Here is a 20077-nt window from a genome sequence, read left to right on the forward strand (position 1 = left end):
GCGACCGGGCGACCGTGCGCTGGGAACCGGACCCCGTCGTGCCGATCAGCGGGCACGCCCCGGACGCCGCATACCCCGCCTTGCCGAGCCCGTGCGCGAACTCCGCCGCGACGTGCTCGCCGTAACCGGAAGCAGCCCTGGCCCCCACCACGGAAACCAGCTCGTCCCCGGAGAGCAGGTCCCGGTGCGCACCGCGCACCCACAGCGCCAGCGGCTCGGCCATCGCGGGCAAGCCGACTTCGCGGGCCCCCGACAACAGGCCCACCGCTTCCCGCGGCCACTCCGGATCCTCCGGCACCAACAGCTGGGCTCCTGCTGCCGCCGCGGCGGCCAGCAGATCGGCCGCGCGCACCTTCTCGCGGCGGGCCACCACCTCGTCCCGCACCGCACCCGGCAATTGCTCGTCGGCGCGCACCCGCTCGGCCGCTTCGACCGGTCCGTGCTCGGCGACGAAAGCGGCCAACGCCGGGGCCGGCGGCTCGGCCACCGCACCGAGGTATGCCCGGGCAAGTCGGATGGGATCACTGGTCATGACACCCTCCGATCCCGGAACTCGAGTGCCGCTGCCACGTGCTCGGCGGCGGGGCGGGGACTGCCGTCGAGATCGCTCAACGTCCAAGCCACCCGCAGGCAGCAGTCCGCTCCTCGAGCCGTGACCGCCCCCAGCTCCAGCGCGCGGTCCAGCAGTGCCATCACCTTGGCCGGCAGAGCGAACCGCTGGCGGAGCAGCGGGCCGGGCACTTCCGAATTGGTCTGCCACCCGTGGTCGGCCCACCGCTGGCGGGCTGCTTCCCGCGCCTCGGCCACCCGCTTGCGAACCACTTCGGTCGACTCCGGCTGCTCACCGGTGTGAACGGACATCGCGGTCATCGGCCGCATCCGGACCCGCAGGTCCACCCGGTCCAGCAGCGGGCCGGACAGCCGGCCGAGGTACTTGCGCCGGATGTGCGGTGTGCACTGGCAATCCACGTCCCTGGCTGGCGCGCACGGGCACGGGTTGGCGGCCAGCACCAGCTGGAACCGGGCTGGGAAGCGCACCGTGCCGTCCCGCCGGGCCAGTCTGACTTCCCCTTCCTCCAAGACGGTGCGCAGCGCCTCCAACCGCTTTCCGCCGAGTTCGCACGCCTCGTCCAGGAAGAGCACCCCCCGGTGGGCCTGGCTCACCGCCCCCGGCTTGGCCAGCCCGGTGCCGCCACCGATCAACGCCGCGAGGGACACCGACGGGTGCGGGGCGACGAATGGCGGTGTTCTGATCAGCGAATCCGCTTTCCGGAGTTCCCCGGCCACGGAGCGGATGGCGGTGACTTCCAGCGCGTCCTGCACCGACAGGTCCGGCAGCAGCCCGCACAACCGCTTGGCGAGCATGGTCTTGCCGGTGCCCGGTGGCCCCACCATGAGCAGGTGGTGACCACCGGCCGCGGCGACCTCCAGGGCCCACCTGGCCTCGGGCTGCCCGATGACGTCGGCCAGCTCGGGGGCCTCCGCCGCCGGGGGTTCGACACCGGTGCGCACCGCGCGCTCCAGCTCGCCCAGCTCCCGCAGCCAAGCCAGCACCTGGCCGAGGTGCTCCGCGCCGAGGACGTCGATGCCGGAAACGAGTTTGGCCTCCGCCAAGCAGTCCACCGGGACCACAGCCGTGCGCACGCCTTCCCGGCGAGCCGCCAGCAGCGCCGGCAGCAGGCCGCGGACCGGCCGGATCCGCCCGTCCAACGCGAGCTCTCCGAACAGCACCGTGCCCTCCAGCCGGTGCGCTGGAACCGCCTCGGCACCGGCCAGCACCGCGCAGGCGATCGCCAGGTCGTACGAAGTCCCCGCTTTCGGCAAGGCCGCCGGGGACAGCGCGAGCGTCACGCAGCTGGCCGGCCACTTCTCCTGGCAGTTCTGCACCGCCGCGCGCACCCTGTTCTTGGCCTCCTGCAAAGCGGTGTCCGGCAGCCCCAGCAGCTGCACCGAGGGCAGACCGCCGCTGCGCACGTCCGCTTCGATCTCCACCAGCACACCGTCCACGCCGAACAGCGCCACCGCGTACGCCCGGTGCAAGGCCACTCAGAACACCCCCTCCAGGTGTTCCAAGCGCGGCTTCCCGCCGGGCGGCCAGAGCACGGAGATCACGTCGAACCGCACCGGGCAACCGGTCAGCTCGCGTTCGTTGAGCCAGAGCTGCGCCAGCCGGCGAACACGGCGGACCTTGTCCGGGCCGACCGCCAGCAACGGACCTCCGTAATCAACCCCGGACCTCGCCTTGACCTCGCAGAACACCGCTCTGCGGCGGTCGGTGGCGATGATGTCCAGTTCGCCGTGGCGGCACTTCCAGTTGCGCTCCAGGACCGTCAGGCCCTTCTCCTCCAGCAACTGCGCGGCCAGCCGCTCCCCTTCGCGCCCCAGCGCGTGCCGGTGCCCCAGGGTGTCGTCGTCGGACAGCGAACCGATGACCGGATTCGGCATGCCTCCTCCTACCTGCCAGACGAGTCCGTCCTCACCCAACGTGCCCGCCGGGCCGGCCGAGCGGCAGAACCGAATCGAAAACTGTGGACAACTCCCCTCGCTGTGGACAACCAGCAGCTGCAAAAAAGCGGAGGGCCCGGGCGACGTCGTCGCCCGGGCCCTCCGCCAAGCCGGTCAGTCACGCACCGAATGGCCCGCCTTCTGGCAACCGGAGTTCTGGTTTGTCCAACTCCTCCACGTTGACGTCCTTGAAGGTGATGACCCGGACGTTCTTCACGAAACGGGCGGGGCGGTACATGTCCCACACCCACGCGTCCGACATCGCCACCTCGAAGTAGACCTCCGAGTCGGAGTTGCGCACCTGCACATCAACCGCGTTGGCCAGGTAGAAGCGCCGCTCGGTCTCCACGACGTAGGTGAACTGCCCGACGATGTCGCGGTACTCCTTGTAGAGCTGCAGCTCCATCTCGGTCTCGTACTTCTCGAGATCCTCGGCGCTCATCGCTGTGCGAGCCCTTCTCCGTCGCCGTTGGGACTACAACTCCGCATTGTTCCCCACATCCTGCTCAAAAGCATCGAACAAACCGGGCTTGCTGATCACCGTCCGTGGTGAGCGCATGCCGTGCAGCTTCGCCGCCGACACCACGTTGGCATAGGACCAGCGGTGCTCCACGCATGGCCCGAACTCCTTCAACCGCGCCGAGTGCACCGGGGTCGAATACCCCTTGTGCTCGTCGAACGCGTACTCCGGGAAGTCCTCGTGCAGTTCGACCATCAACCGGTCCCGCGTGACCTTGGCCAGCACGGAGGCCGCCGCCACGCAGGCCACCGCGAGATCGCCCTTGACCACCGCGACGCTCGGCGAGGCCAACCCCTGCACCCGGAAACCGTCGGTGAGCACGTAGCCGGGGTGGACGGACAGCTGCGCCACCGCCCGGCGCATGCCCTCCAGGTTCGCCGCGTGGATGCCCCGGGCGTCCACCTCTTCGGCCGGGATGACCACCGCGGACCAGCTCAGCGCGCACGAGACGATCCGGTCGTACAGCCGCTCCCGCTCCGCAGCGGACAAGAGCTTGGAATCGCTCAACCCGTCCAAGCGGCGCCCATCACCGGGCTTGAGCACGCACGAGGCCACCACCAGCGGCCCCGCACAAGCCCCCCGTCCGGCTTCGTCGACACCCGCCACCGGGCCGAGGCCACGACGGTCCAACGCGCGCTGCAACGCCCAGTTGCCGCTGCTGCGCCGGATCACCGTCCTTGGCGGCCGTAACCCCGCCAGTTCCGTCACCGTCAGTGCTGCTCCCGCGTGCGTCGACTGCGGACCACACCTACGACCTTACGTCCTGCCCAGAGCACCGGGAACGCGCCCGCCACCCCGACGCCCAGCGGCAATCCGGCCTGCCAAGCGGGCGCGCTCAGCGCCTCCACCTGCGGATTGGGCTCGGGAATGCTCTGCCAGCGGCTCGGGGGCAGCACGATGAACTGCGCCTTGCCGATGACGTTCTCCACCGGCACCGTGCCGTTGACACCGCCACCGCCCTGCACCCGGGAGTCAGCGGAGTCGTTGCGGTTGTCGCCCATCACCCACAGGTGCCCCTCGGGGACGGTCACCGGGTCGAACTCCTCCTGGGTGCCACCGCGCCCCGGCTCCCAGTAGATGTAGGGCTCGTTCAACGGCTTGCCGTCCACCAGAACCCGGTTCTGGTCGTCGCAGCATTCCACGGTCTGCCCGCCGACCGCGATCACCCGCTTGACGAAGTCCTTCTCGTTCGGAGCGCCCAGCCCCAGCAGCGAAGCCCCCCGCTGGAACAGCCGGACCACCGGGTTGGCCGACTCCTCGACCTGGTGCTCGTTCTGCACCCAGGCCGGCGGGCCGCGGAACACGATCACGTCCCCGGGCTCCGGATCCGTGAACCGGTAGGTGATCTTGTCGACCAGCACCCGGTCGTTGTTGCACCCGCTGCAGCCGTGCAGCGTCTTTTCCATGGACTGAGAAGGGATCAGGTAGACCCGGGCCACGAACGCCTGGATCAGTACCGTCAGGACCAGTGCTGTGACGATCAGGATGGGCAGCTCGCGCCAGAACGAACCCTTCTTCCCCTTGGGCTTCGCCCGGCGAGAGTGCTCCTGCTGCGCGGACTCCGCAGCTTCGCTGCGTTCAGCGTCCTTGGGGTCTTCCTCTGGTCCAGTGGAGCGCATGACATCGGCCACCGGGCCAGGCTACTCGACACTCCCCCAGCACACCGCAGTCCCCCGCGGGGACAGCGCCCCGCCAGAATCCCGGGAACCGGGCGATGACGTGGTCATTCGTCGGCGAACGTCGATGGGGGTCCGGCCGCTGGTGCGGTCTCCGCGCCGGTAACGATCACCCGTAAGACGGAAAAATACAACGACCCGGGTGTGCTTCACCCGGGTCGTGCACAGCTACGCATTTCGGATCAAGAAGCCGAAGCGGTCTCGCGCTTCTCCTTGATCTTGGCCGCCTTGCCATGCCGGTCGCGCAGGTAGTACAGCTTCGCTCGGCGCACGTCACCGCGGCTCACAACCTCGATCTTGGCGATGTTCGGGCTGTGCACCGGGAACGTCCGTTCCACGCCGACACCGAAGGACACCTTGCGCACGGTGAAGGTCTCCCGGACACCGCCGCCCTGACGGCGGATAACCACGCCCTGGAAGACCTGGATCCGCTCGCGCGAGCCCTCGATGACGCGGACGTGAACCTTCAGCGTGTCGCCAGGCCGGAAAGCCGGGATGTCGGAACGCAACGACTGGGCGTCCAGTGCGTCCAGGGTGTTCATCGGTGGTCCGTCCTCATCCGTGTCGATGGCACCCGTGTTCTCGCATGCCGATGACCCAACCTACTGGTGGGCACCGCCTGACACGGGGTGATTTGTTCTTGGCATGCCGGACACTGTCCGGCTGCAACCGTTCCAGTGTGCCAGATACGCATCCCAGCGCCGAAACCAACCCCAGTTCAACGGGGTCCGCGCTCCGCGTCTCCGGCATCCCGGGAGTCGCCGGAACGATCCGACTCCCGCAGTTTATCCAGCACAGCGCGATCGGCTTCGTCCAGGGCCCCTTCCGGCAGCGCGGCGAGCAGATCCGGCCGCCGCCAGTAGGTCCTTTCCAGCGCCTTGTCGCGCCGCCAACGAGCGATCGCGGCGTGGTTGCCGGACCGCAGCACGTCCGGCACCGAGCGCCCCCGCCACACCTCAGGACGCGTGTAGCAAGGGCCCTCCAACAGCCCGTCGGAGAACGAGTCCTGCTGCGCCGACAGCGGATTGCCCAGCACACCGGGCAGCAGCCGAGCGACGGCCTCCACCATCACCAGCACCGCAGCTTCGCCGCCGACCAGCACGTAGTCGCCGATGGACACCTCTTCCACCGGCATCCGCTCCGCGGCGTCCTCGATCACCCGCTCGTCGATCCCCTCGTAACGACCGCAGGCGAACACCAGCCACGGCTCGGCCGCCCAGCGCTCCGCGGTCCGCTGCGTGAACGGCCGCCCCGCCGGCGTGGGCACGACCAACCGCGGCCGAGCACCGGGTTCCGGGGCCGCATCCGGGGCGCAGACCTCGTCCAGCGCCTCGCCCCAGACCTGGGGCTTCATCACCATGCCGGGACCGCCGCCGTACGGGCTGTCGTCCACCGAGCGGTGCACGTCGTGGGTCCAGTTCCGCAGGTCGTGCACCGAAACAGCGATCTTGCCGCTGGCGATGGCCTTGCCCAGCAGCGCTTCCCGGAGCGGGTTCAAGTAGTCCGGGAAGATCGAGATGACATCAATGCGCATGAATGCCCAGAGCTTTCCACCGACGCCGAGCGGATCAGGCGTCGAACAAGCCTTCCGGCGGGTCCACGACCAGCTTCCCCGCCTCGAGATCGACTTCCGGGACGATCTCGGAAACGAACGGCACCAGCACTTCCCTGCCGTCCCCGGTGCGCACCGCCAGCAGTTCGCCGGCCGGTGTGTGCACGACCTCGTGCACCCGGCCCAGCTCGTCCCCGCCGGTGTTGAGCACCCGCAGTCCTTCGAGCTCGACGTCGTGGAACTCGTCCGGGTCGTCGGTCGGTTCGACCTCCGACGCGTCCACCACCAGCAGGGCGCCGCGCAGCTGCTCGGCAGCGGTGCGGTCGTCCACCCCCTCCGCACGCAGCAGTAGCCGCCCGGCGTGCGGCCGGGCGGCTACCACGGTGAGCTTCTGGGTGCGATCTTCACCCCGCCTCTGCACATCGAGTGCTGCCCCGGAGGCGAAACGCAGCTCCGGACTGTCGGTCAGCACTTCGACAACGAGTTCCCCACGAATGCCGTGCGGCTTAACCACTCGACCCACGGCCAGGGTGCGGGACTGTTGTTCGCGCATCTGCGTTCAGCGGTCGGTGTCAATCACGTCGACCCGGATGCCGCGACCACCGATGCCGGACATCACGGTCCGCAACGCGGTCGCCGTCCGCCCACTGCGGCCGATGACCTTGCCCAGGTCGTCCGGGTTGACGTGCACCTCGAGGGTGCGACCTCGCCGAGTCGTCACAAGCTGCACGTGGACATCGTCCGGATTGTCGACGATGCCCCGCACCAGGTGCTCAAGCGCGTCGGCGAGGACTGTCACGCCTGGCCTTCCCCGGACTTCTGCTCAGCCTCGGGCTTGTCGGCCTTGGTCTCCTCGGCCTTGGCGTCCTTCTCCGCCTTGGCCTCCTTGTCCTCGGCCTTCTTGCCGCCCTTCTTCTTCGGGGTCACCGCCTCGACGCCCGGCTCCTCGTTGGCAGCGGCCAGCGCGGCCTCGAACAGCTCCTTCTTGCTGGGCTTCGGCTCCGGCCGCTGCAGCCGACCCTCGGCGCCCGGCAGGCCCTTGAACTTCTGCCAGTCCCCGGTGATCTCGAGGATGTTGCGCACCGGCTCGGTCGGCTGCGCGCCAACACCCAGCCAGTACTGCACCCGCTCGGAGTTGACCTCGATGCGGCTCGGGTTCTCCTTCGGGTGGTACTGCCCGATCGTCTCGATGGCCCGGCCGTTCCGCCGAGTACGGGCGTCAGCAACCACAATGCGGTAGTGCGGCTCGCGGATCTTACCGATCCGCGCCAGCTTGATCTTCACAGCCACGGGTGGTGGTGCTCCTCAGACTCTCGTTCGTGCTTTGGTGAGCATGCCACGCCGCGTGGGGCAACGGGATGGAACGCTCATACGTCTACCAGCCACGAGCGGTGAGAGGGACCCCTCGCGGCGAACAACTTCTCATTGTGCCAGATACCGTCCAGCTCCCCGTCCGGGGTGCCCGCCTCACGCGGGGAGCACTCCCAGCGAGATCAACAACAACCCCAGCGCGGGCAGGAAGTTGTTCACCTGGTGCACGATCACGCTCGCGGTCAACCTGCCGGTCACCAGCCGGGCCAGGCCGATCGGCACCGCTATCACCAGCAGCAGCATCGTCCGGGCCGGTTCCAGGTGCACGATCGCGAACACCGCGGTGGACAACAAGAACACGTGCAGCTGGCTCCAGCGCAGCCGCTCCATCGCCCCCCACAGCAAACCGCGGTAGAGCATCTCCTCGCACAGCGGCGCCACCAACCAGACGTGCAGGAAGATCACCACCGCCAAGGCGGGCGGCAACTGGACCCCGTCGAGCAGGCTGCTCACCGTCGAGTGCGCGTTCTCCGGCCCCTGCCAGCGCACCCACAGCACCGAAGCGATCGTGGTGGTCACCAGACCGGCCCCGCCGATCACCAACCCGGTGAGGACGTCCGACCACCGCCACTCCAACCCGAAGTCGACCCGCGGTCCGTTGCCCCGGACCAAGCTCACCAGCACCGCCGCCGCACCGGATAAGAGGGTCGGCAGCACCAGCATCAGCACCAGCGCCGCACCGTCCGCCTCGCCCAACGTGGCGGCCAGGAACACCGACGCCAGCAGGAAGACCGCCTGGACGAAGAAGAACGCGCCGAGACCCCAGCGGGGCACCGAGGCTCCGGGCGGCGCCTCACCGGTCGACTTGCTCCGCTTGCTGATCCGTTCCGGTTGAAGTGCGTTCACGGGCGCCTCCGTGATGCCGGCTGGCTGTCCGCAAACCGGCTGGCAAAGGACGAAACCACTGTGGAGAGCCGCCAGACTACCCGCGGCCGCGAGGAAGCGGCAGCCATCAACCGGCGATCGCGAACAGGAGCAGCGCTGGCAGGAAGTTGTTCGTCGCGTGCGCCACCATGCTCGCCGCAACCCGCCCGGTGATCATCCTAGCCGCGCCGATGGCCAGACCGCCGAAGAACAACACGGGCGTGCGCCACGCTTCCTGATGAATCAGGGCGAAGACGAGCGCGGTCAACACCAGGACGGCGTAGCGGGGGATGCGGTAGTGCTCCAGGGCGCCCCACAGCGCCCCGCGCACCAGCAGTTCCTCGGTCAGCGGCGCGCCGAGGAAGGCGAACAGCGCGAACAGGAAGAGCCAGACGGTGCGCTCCCCCTCCATCAACCGGGTCAGCCCGTTCTCCGGAGGCGGTCCGAACACCCCGATCATCACCAGGGTGAGCACCCAGGACCCCAGGAGAGCGATCAGCCCGCAGCTCAACCCGACCTTGAGGTCCCGCCACTTCGGGGCGATGCCGAAGTCCAGCCGCAGCCCCTTCCCCTTCCACCAGGAGAAGACCGCGGGCAGCAGTCCGAGGAAGACGTTCGGGGCGAACGCCAGCAGCAGCACCGGGCCGGCCGCCCCGGCCGACGTGGCGGGGTCGAACCCGGCGATCTCCGACTTCTGCAAACCGCTGATCACCAGGACCAACAGGTAGTAGGCGCCGTAGCCGGCGAAGAACGCGGCGAACCCCCACGCGAGCGACCCGCGTCGGGCGGCTTCCTGCTCCGCTTCCCAATACCGCGAGCGGGATCGCTGGGTGTCGTCGACCGGCCGCATCGGCGGCGCCGGCTCGCGGTCTGCAGGCGGTTGCTCCCTCCGCCACCTCCCGGGCAGGCCGTGGCCGGGACCCTCCTCCACGCTGTCCTCCTCTCGCCACGGTCCACCCTAAGTGCCGTTCCACACCCGTGCCTTGAGGACGGCACCCGGTGCCGCAGCGATCGGAGGGTTCAGCGAACCACTCGCCCCCGGAGGATGATGCGGGCGGGCGCGCGCAGCGCTTCGAGGTCCTTGCGCGGGTCGGTCTCGTAGCACACCAGGTCCGCCACCGCGCCGTGCCGGACACCGCCCCAGCCCAGCCAGTCCCGGGCCGCCCAGGAAGCCGCGCCCACTGCCTGCTCGGCCGACATGCCCACCCGGTGCAGCGCCAGCAGCTCGTCCACCAGCCGACCGTGCTCGATGCCGCCACCGGCGTCGGTCCCGGCGTACACCGGGACCCCGGCTTCAACGGCCTTGGCCACGGTCCGGTCCGCGCGCTGGTACAGGTCCGTCATGTGCGCCGCGTAGTCCGGGTACTTGGTGGCGGCCGCGGCGAAGGACGGGAAGTTCTCGACGTTGATCAGGGTCGGCACCAGGGCGGTGCCCCGAGCGGCCATCAACTCGATGGTGTCGTCGGTCAGCCCGGTGCCGTGCTCGATGCAGTCGATGCCCGCGTTGATCAGACCGGGCAGCGCGCTCTCCCCGAACACGTGCGCGGTCACCCGGGCTCCCTTGCGGTGCGCCACCTCGATCGCCTCGGCCAGCACGTCGTCCGGCCACAGCGGGGCGAGATCGCCCACCGACCGGTCGATCCAGTCCCCGACCAGCTTGACCCAGCCGTCACCGAACTCGGCCTGCTCGGCGACGGCGGCCGGCAGCTGCGCCGGGTCCTCCAGCTCGTTGCCGAGGTGCCGGATGTAGCGCTTGGGCCGGGCCAGGTGCCGACCAGCCCGGATGATCCTGGGCAGGTCGTCGCGCTCCTGCAGCGGGCGGGTGTCGACCGGCGCACCGCAGTCCCGGATCAGCAGGGTGCCGGCGTCCCGGTCGGTCTCCGCCTGCTCGGCCGCCTCGTCGAGCTCCACCGGCCCCTGCGGACCGATCCCGACGTGGCAGTGGGCGTCCACCAGACCGGGCAGCACGTACCCGCCTTCGAACACGGTCTCCGCACCCGGGACGGGGTCGAAACTGATCCGCCCGTCCCGGATCCACAACTGCTGGTGCTGGCCGTCCGGCAGCACCACACCGCTGAGTGAAAGGGCAGTCACTTCTTCTTTCCGAAGTTCAGCTTCGACGGATCAAAACCGGCAGGCAGATCATTCAACCCCTGCTCCAGTTTTGACAAGTCCGGTCCGCCGGGCACGTTGCCCGGCAGTCCGGGCGGGAAGCCACCGGGCAGACCGCGCATCCCCTTCGGCGGGGTCGGCCCCTTGTTCTTGCCCTTCTTCCCCTTCTTGCCCTTCTTGCCCTTGCGCTTGGTGCCGCCGAAGCCGCCGCCGAAGCCGAACTGGCCGGCCATCCGCTGCATCATCTTGCGGGCTTCGAAGAAGCGGTTGATCAGGTCGTTGACGTCGGTGACGGTGACCCCGGAGCCGCGCGCGATGCGCTGCCGCCGCGAGGCGTTGATGATCTTCGGGTTGGCCCGCTCCTCCGGCGTCATGCCGCGGATGATCGCCTGGATCCGGTCCAGGTGCTTCTCGTCGAAGTTGGCCAGCTGCTCCTTCATCTGGTTGGCGCCCGGGAGCATGCCCAGCAGGTTCTGCAGCGGCCCCATCCGCCGGACCGCCTGCATCTGCTCCAGGAAGTCCTCCAGCGTCAGCTCGCCGGTGCCCAGCTTCTCCGCGGCCTGCTCGGCCTGCTTCTGGTCGAACGCCTGCTCGGCCTGCTCGATGAGGGTGAGCACGTCACCCATGCCCAGGATGCGGCTGGCCATCCGGTCGGGGTGGAAGACGTCGAAGTCCTCGAGCTTCTCCCCGTTGGAGGCGAACATGATCGGCTGGCCGGTGACCTGCCGCACCGACAGCGCAGCACCACCGCGGGCGTCACCGTCGAGCTTGGTCAGCACGACACCGCTGAACCCGACCCCGTCGCGGAACGCCTCGGCCGTGGTGACCGCGTCCTGACCGATCATCGCGTCCAGCACGAACAGGATCTCGTGCGGGCTGATGGCGTCCCGGATGTCCGCGGCCTGCTGCATCATCTCCTGGTCGATACCCAGGCGGCCCGCGGTGTCCACGATGACGGTGTCGTACTGGGCCCGCTTGGCCTCCTCGACACCGCGGCGGGCCACGTCGACCGGGTCCCCGACCCCGTTGCCGGGCTCGGGCGCGAACACGGTCACCCCGGCGCGTTCCCCGACCACCTGGAGCTGGTTCACCGCGTTCGGCCGCTGCAGGTCGCACGCCACCAGCATGGGGGTGTGGCCCTGGCCCGCCAGCCACTTGGCGAGCTTGCCCGCCAACGTGGTCTTGCCGGAACCCTGCAGACCGGCGAGCATGATCACGGTCGGCGGGTTCTTGGCGAACTCCAACCGCCGGGTCTCCCCGCCGAGGATGCCGATCAGCTCCTCGTTGACGATCTTGATGACCTGCTGCGCCGGGTTCAGAGCCTGCGAGACCTCAGCGCCCTTCGCGCGCTCCTTGACACCCTTGATGAAGCTGCGCACCACGGGCAGCGCAACGTCGGCCTCGAGCAGGGCGATCCGGATTTCGCGCGCGGTGGCGTCGATGTCGGCCTCGGACAGCCGCCCCTTGCTGCGAAGATTCGTCAGGACCGAAGTGAGCCGGTCAGAAAGAGTGTCGAACACGGGTTCACGGGCTCCAGAGTCGTTTCGGTGTACCTGGGTACCAATGCGAGGGTAACCGCCCCGCCGTCACGGCCGAGGCGGTATAGGGGACATCACCCCGGTGTCAGCCCCGGGAGAGGTTGCCGACACCCCGTTTGGTGTTCACCGGACGGCCGGACTGCCCGTAGGAGCGCTGCCCCTTGCGGTGCGGGCGGGGCTTGTCCCGCCCGGCCCGGCGCGGACGGCGGTTGATGACCTCCCCCTCGGCCCGGCTGATCCGCAGGCCGCGGCCGGCCACCTGGGTGGTGCGGAGCCTGCTCAGCAGCTCTTCCGGCAGATCGGCGGGCAGTTCGATGAGGGTGTGCTCGGCCCGGATGTCGATGTGGCCGATGTACTTGCTGGGCACCCCGCCCTCGTTGGCCAGCGCGCCGACCAGGGCCCGCGGGGTGACCCGGTTGCGGCGGCCCACCTCGACCCGGTAGGTGCCGGTCTCGCGGCTGTTGGACTCGAACGGGGCGAAGGGCTCGGCCCGGTCGATGTCCTGCGGGTCCAGCAGCAGCGGCCGGTCCCCCTGCGCCATGCTGGCCAGGGCTGCCGCGATCTCGATCGCGCTGACCTCGTGGGTGCGCTCGTACTCCTGCACCAGCTCGCGGAACACCTCCAGGTCCCCCTTGGCGAGGGTGTCGGTGATCCGCTGGGAGAACTTGGCCAGCCGGCGCTCGTTCACCGCCTCCACGCTGGGCAGCTCCATCTGCTGGATGTTCTGGCGGGTGGCCCGTTCGATGGCCCGCAGCAGGTGCCGCTCGCGCGGGGCGACGAACAGGATCGCCTCACCGCTGCGCCCGGCCCGGCCGGTCCGCCCGACCCGGTGCACGTAGGACTCGGTGTCGTGCGGGATGTCGTAGTTGAGCACGTGCGAGATCCGCTCGACGTCCAGGCCGCGAGCCGCCACATCGGTGGCCACCAGGATGTCGATGCGGCCGTCCCGCAACTGGCCGATGGTGCGCTCCCGCAGCGGCTGCGGGATGTCGCCGTTGATCGCGGCCGCGTTGAAGCCCCGCACCTTGAGCTGCTCGGCCAGTTCTTCGGTGAGCTGCTTGGTGCGGACGAACACGATGACCGCGTCGAACGGCTCGACTTCGAGGATGCGGGTCAGCGCGTCCAGCTTGTGCGCCGAGCGCACCGAGATGAACCGCTGGTTGATGTTGTTGGCGGTGGTGGTCTTGGTGCGGACCGAGACCTCGGCGGGATCGTTCAGGTAGGACTGGCTGATCTTGCGCACCGCGCTGGGCATGGTGGCCGAGAACAACGCCACCTGCCGCTGCTCCGGAACCGACTGCAGGACCTTCTCCACGTCCTCGATGAAGCCCATCCGCAGCATCTCGTCGGCTTCGTCGAGGACCACGTGCTTGAGCCCGGAGAGCACCAGGGAGCCCCGTTCCAGGTGGTCGATGACCCGCCCCGGGGTGCCGACCACGACCTGGGCCCCCCGGCGGAGACCGGCCAGCTGCGGCGCGTAGCTCTGGCCGCCGTAGATCGGCAGCACGTTGATGCCCGGCAAGTGCTTGGCGTACTGCTCGAAGGATTCCGAGACCTGGATCGCCAGCTCCCGGGTGGGGGCCAGCACCAGCGCCTGCGGGTTGGCCGCGTCCGGGTCCAGGCGGGTCAGGATGGGCAGGGCGAACGCCGCCGTCTTGCCGGTCCCGGTCTGGGCGAGCCCCAGCACGTCCCGCCCCTGCAGCAGCAGCGGAATGGTTCGTTCTTGAATGGGAGAAGGTGTTTCGTAGCCGATTTCCGCGAGCGCTTTGCAGATTCGCGGGTCGAGATCGAGCTCTTCAAAGGTCGGCATGCTGGTTGCGGGTCTCCTCGTAGGGTCGGCATGGGGCTGATGCGCCGAACGGCCCGGGCTGCCCAGGTGTCCGGGACGATCTTCGGCGGATTGGTCCGCCGGGAATAGCCGCGGGGTCGGAGGCCATTAGCGCGTTTCGAACCACGCACAGCTGGACGCACACCCTGTAGCCAGTCACCCGCAGCTCGATGATTCTCAGCCAAGCGCAGCGGGCAGCTCCCGCGCGCTGGTTGTCCAGCCTACCGATCGACTTCGCCGTCCTGCTCCCCCACCCGGTTTAACGGGACGTTGCTCACCCTCGGGTGCGCAACCGCAGTCCGGTGGCCACTTCCCGCCGGGTGAACACGTGGATCTGCCGCCAGCCGCGCAGTCGCCGCCCCTCCCGGAGCCGCCGTTGGACCCGGTCGGTCCGTCGGACGTGCCGGTGGAAGGACGCCGAGCGGATCACCCGCCCCCTGGCCCGTTGGCCGGCCCGCGCCTGACCGGCTTCGGCCTGCAACCAGACCAGCACCGGTCGTCGCGCGCCCAGCAGGGCGAAGAGCAGCAGCAGGACGCGGGTGCTCGCCCTGGTCGCGGGCTCGTGGGCCACCACCGGTCGCGAGCTGAACAGGCAGTGCCCGGCGATCCGGCTGCGGTGGACCAGGTGCACCAGCGGCCGGTACCAGGCGTACGGCAGCGCGGGCAGCCACCGGCGCAGCACGTCGCGCACCTGTTCGGAATCGAGGAGGACCACGGGACCGTCGCAGTCCAGTTTGGTCAGCACGGTGCTCTTCCCGGCTCCGGGCAAGCCGGCCACCACGGTCAGCGAACGCCGCCCGGGGCGCACGACCGGCACCCCACCCGCAGCGGGCACATTCGGATCATCCACGGCATGCCCAGACTACGGGATTTTCGATCTTGGGCGGTGGGTCCGGCCGCGCGGGAACCGCGCACGAAGAAAGAGGTGACTCGTTCCCCCCAAGACGAGCCACCTCTGCTCCCCCTGATACCCCCGTCGCGGCCGGCCACACCTGCTCTCACCCGCCCGACCCCCAGACGGGCGGGTGATTCTCGTGGCCCCCGGCCGCTGTTGACCACCAGTCTGGTCGTTCTCGAGGCCTGCCGTGACCGTGAACCCCCGTGGATCGAGCTGCGTAGTGTTACGCAGTCGAACCGGCCAATACCCACTACGACGCGCATCGGGGCGCGGAGCTCTCCGCCCCGCGCCCCGATCGTTCGCCGCTGCCGTCAGATCGCTGCTTCGCCGGTTTCCCCGGTGCGCACCCGGACCACGGTTTCCACCGGGGTCACCCAAACCTTCCCGTCCCCGACGCTGCCGGTCCGGGTCGTGCTGACGATCTCCGACACCACGTCGTCCAGCATCGAGTCCGCCACCAGGATTTCGATCCGGAGCTTCTCGATGAAGTCCACGGCGTACTCGGCACCCCGGTAGACCTCGGTGTGCCCCTTCTGGCGCCCGTAGCCTTGGGCCTGGCTGACCGTCATGCCCAGCACCCCGAGCTTGCCGAGCGTCGTTTTGATGTTGTCCAGTTTCGCCGGCTGGACGATCGCGGTCACCAACTTCATACCCGGCTGCCCTCCAGCTCGACGTCGTTCTTCTCGGCCCGGAGCGCAGTGCTGCGGACGAAGCGCTCGTCGGTGAAGCTGTACGCGCTCTCGGCGTGCTCGGCTTCGTCGATGCCCTGGTCCTCGGCCTCGGCCGTGATCCGGAAACCGACCGTGCCCCGCACCAGCAGCGCGAGCAGCAAGCTGACCACGAAGGAGTAGGCCAGCACCACGACCGCGCCGACCGCCTGCCGCCACAGCTGGTCGAGCCCGCCGCCGTAGAACAGCCCGGACACCCCGGCCGGCGCCGCGTCGGAAGCGAAGAAACCGACCAGCAGGGTGCCGACCAAGCCGCCGACCAGGTGCACCCCGACGACGTCGAGCGAGTCGTCGTAGCCGAACCGGTACTTGAGGCCCACCGCCAACGCGCAAACAGCGCTGGTGAGGGCACCGACGGCGATCGCCCCCAACGGGGTCACCGAAGAGCAGGCGGGCGTGATGGCCACCAGGCCGGCGACGATGCCGGACGCCGCGCCCAGCGTCGTGGCGTGGCCGTCCCGCAGCCACTCCACCGCCAGCCAGGCCAGCATTGCCGCGCTGGTCGCGACCAGCGTGTTCACCAGCACGATCGCCGCGGCGGTGTCAGCCGCGAGAGCCGACCCGGCGTTGAAGCCGAACCAACCGAAGAACAGCAGTCCCGCGCCGAGGACCACGAACGGCAGGTTGTGCGGCTTGCCCGGGCTCCCGGGCCAGCCGCGCCGCCTGCCCAGCACCAAGGTCAGGGCCAGGGCGGCCGCGCCGGCGTTGATGTGCACCGCGGTGCCGCCGGCGAAGTCGATCGCCGCCAGCCGGTTGGCGATCCAGCCCCCGGTGGCCAGGACGTTGCCGGCCTCGTCGGTCTCGTCGAACGCGAAGACCCAGTGCGCGACCGGGAAGTACACGACCACCGCCCACAGCGCGGCGAACAGCAACCACGCGCCGAACCGCGCGCGGTCCGCGACAGCACCGGAGATCAGGGCGACCGTCAGGATGGCGAACATCGCCTGGAAACCGACGAACGCCATGGTCGGGATCGAACCGGAAAGCTGGTCCTCGCCCAGCAGGGAAGTCAACCCGAAGAACTCCACCGGATTCCCCAGCAGACCGGCTCCGCCGAGGTCGGAGCCGAACGCCGTGGAGTAGCCGACCAGCACCCACAGCACCCCGACCACACCGAGGCTGCCCAGACTCATCATCAGCATGTTCAGCACGCCGCGGGCGCGCACCATGCCGCCGTAGAAAAATGCCAGCCCGGGAGCCGTCATGAGCAGCACCAAGGCCGCACTGACGAGCACCCATGCGGTATCGCCTGAATTCACCAAATGCCTCCCCGTGCGAACCGGTTACCGGCATCCTGGGGAGCACCTGTTTCAGGCGATCCGCTCGCATGTTTCCGCCTGATCAAATCAGGCGCGCAAAAGTGACGAAACGGTGCCCGATGGCGGTCTCCGGTTACGAGGAGATGACCGACGGCACTTGACGCGGGCGACCGACCAGCATCCCCATCGCCATCCAGCTCGCGCAGACCGCCAGCACCACGCACAGCGGAACCACCCAGCTGCCGGCGAGGTCGAAGATCACCCCGATGAGCAGCGGGCAGGCGCCCGCGATGAGGTATCCCCCGCCCTGGGCCATCCCGGACAGCGCGGCGGTGGTGGCGCTGTCCGGGGCCCGCAGGCCGAACAGCGTCACCGCCAGGTTGAACGCGGCCCCCTGGGCGCAGCCGAGGACGACCGTGGCGGTCCAGATCGACACCGGTCCCGGCCCCAGCAGCACTCCGGTGAACCCCCCGGCGATCAGCACGCCCAGGACGGTGGTGACCACCCGTTGGTCGCGCAGCCACCGGAGGAGCAGACCGACGCTGCTGGCCCCGACCGCCTGCACCGCCGCCTGCACGCCCAGCGCCACCCCGGCGGTTTCCGGCGGTACCCCCCGGCTCTGCAGCATGGTCGGCAACCAGCCGAACACCACGTAGGCCAGTCCGGACTGCAGCCCCATGAAGACGGTGATCTGCCAGGCCAGCGGGTGCCGCCACAGCCGCCTCGGACTGGTCACCGCTTCAGCGGCACCGGGCCGACCGCGCGTGCTGAAGACGGCGAGCAGGCAGGCCAGCAGCACCGGGACGGCGAGCAACCCGAGCGGCAGCCGCCAGCCCGCGCCGAACGCGTTCCCGATCGGCACCACCACGCTGGCGGCGACCGCTCCGCCCAGGGTGAGCAGGGCGGTGTACAGCGCGGTGACCGAGGCGACCCGGTCGGGGAAGTCGCGCTTGATCAGCCCCGGCACGATGACGTTGGCCACGGCCACACCGCTGCCGACGACCACCGTGCCGCCCAGCAGGCTCCACTCGGCGCCCAGCGCGCGCAGCAGGTGCCCACCCGCCAGGAGCGCCATGGCCCCGGCCAGCACCCGTTCCTCGCCGAACCGCTGCCGCAACCGCGGGGCGGCGAAGGCGAACACCCCGAGGCAGACCACCGGCAAGGTGGTGAGCACCCCGCCGAACGTGGTGGACACGCCGAGGTCGCGTTGTATCTCCGGCAGCAGCGGGGCGACCGCGGTGAACGGGGGCCGCAGGGCGAGCGCGGTGAGCACGATCAGCGCCACCGTGAGCACCGCCGTCGAACTGCTCGCCGCGGCGCCGCGGGCGAGACCGGGCCGCTGCATCGCTCACCGCTCCGAGGGGACGATCACGGTGACTCCGGCTTGCCCGGGGGCCGGGGTGTCCATCCCGGCCAGCGCTTCCGGTGCCTCGTCCAGGGAGATCCGCCGGCTCACCAGGGCGGTCAGGTCGATGTCGCTGTGGGTGACGAAGTCGAGCATCCCGGGGTACTCGTGCGCGGCGAGGCCGTGGCTGCCCAGCAGCTGCAGTTCGTCGGCGATCACCTGGTGCATCGGGATCTGCGGGACGCCCTGCTCCGGAGGCAGCAGGCCGACCTGCACGTGGCGGCCGCGCTTGCGCAGGCTGCGCACCGAGGACTCGCAGGTCTGCGGCAGCCCGGCGCAGTCCAGGGACAGATGGGCGCCGCCTCCGGTGAGTTCCCGCACGGCTGCCACCGGGTCCGGCACCTCCGCGGGGTCGACCGCGGCCTGCGCACCCAGCCGGACGGCCGCGGCGCGCCGCTCCGGATCGATGTCCACCGCCACGACCTGGGCGCCCGCGGCTCGGGCGATCAGCACGGCGGACAGGCCCACCCCGCCGCAGCCGTGCACCGCCACCCACTCGCCGGCGGCCAGCGCCCCTTGGCGCAGCACCGCCCGGTAGGCGGTGCCGAACCGGCAGCCCAGGGCGGCCGCAGCGGCAGCGGGGAAGGAGTCCGGCAGGTGCACCAGGTTGACGTCGGCGTGGTCGAGGGCGACCAGCTCGGCGAACGACCCCCAGCCGGTGAAGCCCGGCTGGAACTGGTGGTCGCACACCTGGTGGTTGCCGCTGGCGCACTGGTCGCAGCGCCCGCAGGCGCAGACGAACGGCACGGTGACCCGGTCCCCGGGCTTCCAGCGCCGCACCCCGGACCCGACGGCCACCACTTCACCGGCCAGCTCGTGCCCGGGGACGTGCGGCAGCGACACGTCCGGATCGTGGCCTCGCCAGGCGTGCCAGTCGCTCCGGCACAACCCGGTGGCCAGCACCCGCACGACCGCGCCGTCCGGGGACGGTCGCGGGTCGGCTACTTCTTCGACCGACAGCGGTCCGCCGAACTCTTCGAAGACGACAGCGCGCACCGCCCCAAGATACGTCGCGGCCGGCGGGTTGGTACCGGACGAGTGGACTAATCGAGCAGTGCCTTGACGAACGCCTCCGGCTCGAACGGGGCGAGGTCGTCGGCACCTTCCCCGAGGCCGACCAGCTTGACCGGAACGCCGAGTTCGCGCTGCACCTGGAAGACGATGCCGCCCTTGGCGGTCCCGTCCAGCTTGGTCAGCACGATGCCGGTCACGTCGACGACGTCGGAGAACACCCGGGCCTGGACCAGCCCGTTCTGGCCGGTGGTGGCGTCCAGCACCAGCAGCACCTCGTCGACCTGGGCCTTCTTCTCGACGACCCGCTTGACCTTGCCGAGCTCGTCCATCAGGCCGGTCTTGGTGTGCAGTCGGCCGGCGGTGTCGATCAGGACCGCGTCCACCCCGGTTTCGGTGGCCCGCTCGACCGCTTCGAAGGCGACGCTGGCCGGGTCCGCGCCCTCCTTGCCGCGGACGACTTCGGCGCCCACCCGTTCTCCCCAGGTGGCCAGTTGCTCGACCGCGGCGGCGCGGAAGGTGTCGGCCGCCCCGAGCAGCACGGTCCGCCCGTCCGCCACGAGCACTCGGGCGAGCTTGCCGGTGGTGGTGGTCTTGCCGGTGCCGTTGACGCCCACCACGAGCACCACGGCCGGCTTGCCGCCTGCCGCGGGGTCGCCGTGCGGCAGCGCCCGCACCGAGCGGTCCATGTCCGGCCCGAGGGCGTCGACGTTCGTCGACGTGCCGAAATCCACCACCACGCAGTTCGTGGCGTGCAGGTGGTCCGCGTACATGGCCTTGATGAACTACCCGGGGTCACCGCAGAACAGA

21 protein-coding genes and 1 pseudogene are annotated in these 20077 nt (G+C 70.0%); all 22 read right to left on the reverse strand.

What is annotated here, in order from left to right:
* The coding region (locus SREC43747_RS0116020) for a DNA-processing protein DprA (RefSeq protein ID WP_029722327.1) at positions 1-532 on the reverse strand (532 nt) is incomplete at its 3' end.
* Positions 529-2046, reverse strand: a complete 1518-nt coding sequence (locus SREC43747_RS0116025; protein WP_029722328.1) for a YifB family Mg chelatase-like AAA ATPase — start codon at positions 2044-2046, stop codon at positions 529-531. The genes SREC43747_RS0116020 and SREC43747_RS0116025, both read right to left, overlap by 4 nt.
* Positions 2047-2445: a YraN family protein gene (locus SREC43747_RS0116030; RefSeq protein ID WP_029722329.1), complete on the reverse strand. Its 399-nt coding sequence runs from the start codon at positions 2443-2445 to the stop codon at positions 2047-2049.
* 178 nt (positions 2446-2623) lie between these two features.
* On the reverse strand, positions 2624-2947 hold the full coding sequence (locus tag SREC43747_RS0116035) for a DUF2469 domain-containing protein (RefSeq protein WP_029722330.1): 324 nt from the start codon (positions 2945-2947) through the stop codon (positions 2624-2626).
* Between the two features lie 33 nt (positions 2948-2980).
* Positions 2981-3697: a ribonuclease HII gene (locus tag SREC43747_RS0116040; RefSeq protein ID WP_029722331.1), complete on the reverse strand. Its 717-nt coding sequence runs from the start codon at positions 3695-3697 to the stop codon at positions 2981-2983.
* Between the two features lie 38 nt (positions 3698-3735).
* A complete protein-coding gene (lepB, locus tag SREC43747_RS0116045) occupies positions 3736-4656 on the reverse strand; it encodes a signal peptidase I (RefSeq protein ID WP_029722332.1) in 921 nt (306 codons plus the stop codon).
* A gap of 227 nt (positions 4657-4883) precedes the next feature.
* The gene (gene rplS, locus SREC43747_RS0116050; RefSeq protein WP_029722333.1) at positions 4884-5243 is read right to left on the reverse strand and encodes a 50S ribosomal protein L19; all 360 of its coding nucleotides are present in this window, start codon (positions 5241-5243) and stop codon (positions 4884-4886) included.
* A gap of 176 nt (positions 5244-5419) precedes the next feature.
* Entirely contained in the window at positions 5420-6235 is an 816-nt protein-coding gene (trmD, locus tag SREC43747_RS0116055; RefSeq protein ID WP_029722334.1) for a tRNA (guanosine(37)-N1)-methyltransferase TrmD, read from the reverse strand.
* 34 nt (positions 6236-6269) lie between these two features.
* Entirely contained in the window at positions 6270-6806 is a 537-nt protein-coding gene (gene rimM, locus SREC43747_RS0116060; protein WP_029722335.1) for a ribosome maturation factor RimM, read from the reverse strand.
* Between the two features lie 6 nt (positions 6807-6812).
* Positions 6813-7052 (reverse strand): RNA-binding protein, encoded by a 240-nt coding sequence (locus tag SREC43747_RS0116065; RefSeq protein ID WP_029722337.1) that lies wholly within the window; start codon positions 7050-7052, stop codon positions 6813-6815.
* Positions 7049-7543, reverse strand: a complete 495-nt coding sequence (rpsP, locus tag SREC43747_RS0116070) for a 30S ribosomal protein S16 (RefSeq protein ID WP_029722338.1) — start codon at positions 7541-7543, stop codon at positions 7049-7051. The genes SREC43747_RS0116065 and rpsP overlap by 4 nt, the downstream gene beginning before the upstream one ends.
* Before the next feature lie 177 nt (positions 7544-7720).
* On the reverse strand, positions 7721-8446 hold the full coding sequence (locus SREC43747_RS0116075; protein ID WP_408005229.1) for a CPBP family intramembrane glutamic endopeptidase: 726 nt from the start codon (positions 8444-8446) through the stop codon (positions 7721-7723).
* Positions 8447-8576: 130 nt separating this feature from the next.
* On the reverse strand, positions 8577-9419 hold the full coding sequence (locus SREC43747_RS0116080) for a CPBP family intramembrane glutamic endopeptidase (RefSeq protein ID WP_236623230.1): 843 nt from the start codon (positions 9417-9419) through the stop codon (positions 8577-8579).
* 89 nt (positions 9420-9508) lie between these two features.
* Positions 9509-10582: a metal-dependent hydrolase family protein gene (locus SREC43747_RS0116085; protein WP_029722343.1), complete on the reverse strand. Its 1074-nt coding sequence runs from the start codon at positions 10580-10582 to the stop codon at positions 9509-9511.
* Entirely contained in the window at positions 10579-12120 is a 1542-nt protein-coding gene (gene ffh, locus SREC43747_RS0116090) for a signal recognition particle protein (RefSeq protein ID WP_029722345.1), read from the reverse strand. The genes SREC43747_RS0116085 and ffh overlap by 4 nt, the downstream gene beginning before the upstream one ends.
* A gap of 103 nt (positions 12121-12223) precedes the next feature.
* Positions 12224-13948 (reverse strand): DEAD/DEAH box helicase, encoded by a 1725-nt coding sequence (locus SREC43747_RS0116095; protein WP_029722347.1) that lies wholly within the window; start codon positions 13946-13948, stop codon positions 12224-12226.
* Positions 13949-14240: 292 nt separating this feature from the next.
* A complete protein-coding gene (locus SREC43747_RS0116100; RefSeq protein WP_029722348.1) occupies positions 14241-14816 on the reverse strand; it encodes an AAA family ATPase in 576 nt (191 codons plus the stop codon).
* 359 nt (positions 14817-15175) lie between these two features.
* Positions 15176-15514 carry a P-II family nitrogen regulator gene (locus SREC43747_RS0116105; RefSeq protein ID WP_029722350.1) on the reverse strand — a complete coding sequence of 113 codons (339 nt, stop codon included), beginning with the start codon at positions 15512-15514 and terminating at the stop codon, positions 15176-15178.
* Positions 15511-16851, reverse strand: coding sequence for an ammonium transporter (locus SREC43747_RS0116110; protein WP_029722351.1), 1341 nt, complete (start codon positions 16849-16851; stop codon positions 15511-15513). The genes SREC43747_RS0116105 and SREC43747_RS0116110 overlap by 4 nt, the downstream gene beginning before the upstream one ends.
* Positions 16852-16984: 133 nt before the next feature.
* Complete coding sequence (locus SREC43747_RS0116115) at positions 16985-18196, reverse strand: CynX/NimT family MFS transporter (protein WP_051388084.1); 1212 nt, start codon at positions 18194-18196, stop codon at positions 16985-16987.
* A gap of 3 nt (positions 18197-18199) precedes the next feature.
* The gene (locus tag SREC43747_RS0116120) at positions 18200-19252 is read right to left on the reverse strand and encodes a zinc-dependent alcohol dehydrogenase family protein (RefSeq protein ID WP_029722353.1); all 1053 of its coding nucleotides are present in this window, start codon (positions 19250-19252) and stop codon (positions 18200-18202) included.
* A 47-nt stretch (positions 19253-19299) separates the two neighbouring features.
* Positions 19300-19977, reverse strand: a pseudogene (gene ftsY / locus SREC43747_RS0116125) (signal recognition particle-docking protein FtsY); the annotation flags it as partial.
* Between the last annotated feature and the right edge of the window lie 100 nt (positions 19978-20077).

Origin of the sequence: Saccharopolyspora rectivirgula DSM 43747 (genome assembly GCF_000497205.1) — a bacterium.
Classification (GTDB): Bacteria; Actinomycetota; Actinomycetes; order Mycobacteriales; family Pseudonocardiaceae; genus Saccharopolyspora; species Saccharopolyspora rectivirgula.